The organism is Psychrobacter sp., assembly GCF_035469765.1.
In the GTDB taxonomy this organism is placed as follows: domain Bacteria; phylum Pseudomonadota; class Gammaproteobacteria; order Pseudomonadales; family Moraxellaceae; genus Psychrobacter.
The window spans coordinates 1-3,017 of the sequence record NZ_DATIRM010000282.1; the positions used below are offsets into that span (position 1 = coordinate 1).

The following is a 3,017-nucleotide window of genomic DNA, read 5'->3' on the forward strand; positions in this document are numbered from 1 at the left end:
TGGTGCTGCACAGAGAGTTGGTGATCAAGTCTCTATTGGCTCAGTAGGGCGTGAGCGTCAGATCAAGCACGTTGCTGCTGGAGCAGTTAATGCAAACAGTACTGATGCGATTAATGGTAGTCAGTTGCATGCTACTAATCAGTCTATTGAGGATCTGTCAGAAAGAAAAATTACCTTCGCGAGTGATAGCGGCACTCCTGTTACTCGTAAGTTTGGTGAGACGCTCAACATCAAAGGTGGTAGTAACATCACAACCACAGCAGAAAGTAACAGTATCAAGTTCGACTTAAACAGTGAGATTAGCCTAGATAAAGTCACTACTGGTAATACGAGCATGAGTAATAGTGGAGTTACTATTATAAATGGCCCTAATCAATCCGTTATATTAAATAACGAAGGTCTTGATAACGGTGGTAATAAGATCACTAATGTTGCTGATGGCATGGCACCTAGAGACGCTGTGAACTTTAGTCAATTGGATGCAGTTAGTGTAAATTTAGACAACAGTATCAATGAGTTAGGATACAAGATTGGCGAAGTGGAAGACGATGCTAACTCTGGTATCTCAGCAGCTATGGCGATGTCTTCATTGCCTCAAGCCTACATCGTTGGTAAGTCAATGATAGGTGGTGGTATCGCAACGTATAATGGTGAGAGTGCCGTCGCTATTGGCTTCTCGAAACTGTCTACTGATGGCCGTTGGGTCATGAAGCTGAACGGTACGGCAGATACGCAAGGCAACGTAGGTGCGGCAATCGGTGCAGGTTTCCACTTTGACTAAATACCTAAGCCAAACGATACTTACAAATTGTTCATTAGATAGGAGAAGCAAGGCACTAAATGCCTTGCTTTTTTGATGGATGTTTATTAAATTCTAACAATATCAAGAACTATAGTCAGTTCAATATAAAAGAGGTATGTTCAAAATAGCGTTCTGCTAGGATAAACTTTCTTCGCTTGCTGTGCGCTTCGCACTCCAGAGGCTTCTAAAAATTTATCCTAGAAGTACTGTATTCTTTTTAAATTGAATCGACTATAGTTATTAATCACAAAGCTCTTGATTTATATTCTAAAAAATAGGGTTTAAAAGCGATTGTGTATTGTGTTTAAAAATAGATGAGAAGGGTTTTTAATCATTATGCCTTACGGTATGAGTATCTCTCGGATATAAAGAAAAACTCACCTGACTGCCACAAAAAGATAAATAAGCACTCTATATAAAAAATCCAGAAAATAAACTAATGTTAGTTTATATGCTTGAATTAAATCTCTATAGGTAAATTTAAGCCATTCAGCTTGTTTTTTATGGGAAAGTTGCTAATATGCATCAATGTATTTTATTGTTGGTTTCGGATCAAACGCTCTGTTATGAAGTGTTTTGATTTTAATATGGAAGTTACTAGGAAAAAATGTATGACATCACTAAATCATGAAGGTCGCGTACTTCACGACGGTCTAAGCAAAAAAGTCATGACGGCTGATCAAGCAGCAGCGTTCATCAAAAACGATATGAATGTTGGTATGAGTGGCTTTACCGGTGCAGGTTATCCAAAAGCCGTACCAGCTGCGCTTGCCAAACATATGCAAGCGGCTCATGCGCGCGGTGAAGACTTTCAAATTGGTTTATTGACAGGTGCTTCTACCGCAACCGAATGTGATGGCGTGTTGGCAGAAGCGAATGGCATCAAGTGGCGCACGCCGTATCAATCAGAGCCTGCTCTACGTAAACAAATCAACGCGGGTGAAGCGCATTATTTTGATATGCATTTATCGCACGTGGCGCAGCAGAGTACCATTGGTTTCTATGGCAAGATGCATATAGCGGTCGTCGAAGTGTCAGGTATTTTGCCAGATGGTCGCCTGATTCCATCGACCTCTATCGGTAACAATAATGCCTGGTTAGAAAATGCAGACAAAATCATCTTAGAAGTGAACGCGCAGCAAAGCTTGATGTTAGAGGGTATGCATGATGTCTATAATGATATCGGTATGCCGCCAAATCGCAAGCCAATTCCACTCGTGACTCCAGGCGGACGTATTGGTGTACCATATCTACATTGTGATTTGGATAAAGTGGTTGCCGTCGTCTTAACGAATTCGCCAGATCGCAACAGCAAGTTTGCTGATCCCGATGAATGCTCAAACAAAATTGCCAGCCATATCATTGATTTCTTCCATGATGAAGTCAAAAAAGGCCGCATGCCAGAAAATTTATTGCCAATACAATCGGGTGTGGGTAACGTAGCCAATGCCGTATTGGCAGGACTACAAAACAGCCCATTTGAGAATTTGACTGGCTACACTGAAGTATTGCAAGACGGTATGTTAGATCTGATTATGTCTGGTAAAATGACTATGGCATCTGCCACTGCACTGTCATTAAGCCCAGATGCATTAGAGCGTTTTAATGCCAATATCGAAGAGCTGCGTGCGCGCATCGTATTGCGCCCACAAGAAATCACCAACCACCCTGAAGTGGCTCGTCGCTTAGGTGTATTGGCAATTAATGCCTTGATTGAGTGTGACCTGTATGGTAACGTCAACTCAACCCACATCATGGGTACTAACATGATGAATGGCTTGGGCGGCTCAGGTGATTTCGCTCGTAACGCTTATACGTCATTCTTTGTATCGCCATCAGTGGCAAAAGATGGCGCTATCTCTTGTATCACGCCGATGGTATCGCACCATGACCATACTGAGCATGATGTGATGGTCATTGTCACAGAGCAAGGGTTGGCCGATTTACGTGGTCTATCTCCACGTCAACGTGCAAAAGCAATTATCGATAACTGCGCCCATCCTGACTATCGCCCAATGTTGCAAGATTATTTTGATCGTGCCTCAGACACTGCTGGTATGCAAACACCACATATCTTGGACGAAGCATTATCATGGCATCAGCGTTACGTTGAAACTGGTGATATGCGTATCAAAAAAGCGGCTTATAAAGTGGCTGTTTAAGACGATAGATATCATAGCAATATAAACGAGCTTTACATGAAAAAGCCCCTTGT

General features: G+C 42.1%; 2 protein-coding genes. Both read left to right on the plus strand.

The window, feature by feature from the left end:
- Nucleotides 1–781 (plus strand): YadA family autotransporter adhesin (locus VLN09_RS08025; protein ID WP_325245367.1); only part of this gene is annotated, 781 nt, incomplete at its 5' end.
- 632 nt (nucleotides 782–1,413) lie between these two features.
- Nucleotides 1,414–2,964, plus strand: coding sequence for an acetyl-CoA hydrolase/transferase family protein (locus VLN09_RS08030; protein WP_325245369.1), 1,551 nt, complete (start codon nucleotides 1,414–1,416; stop codon nucleotides 2,962–2,964).
- Nucleotides 2,965–3,017: the final 53 nt, after the last annotated feature.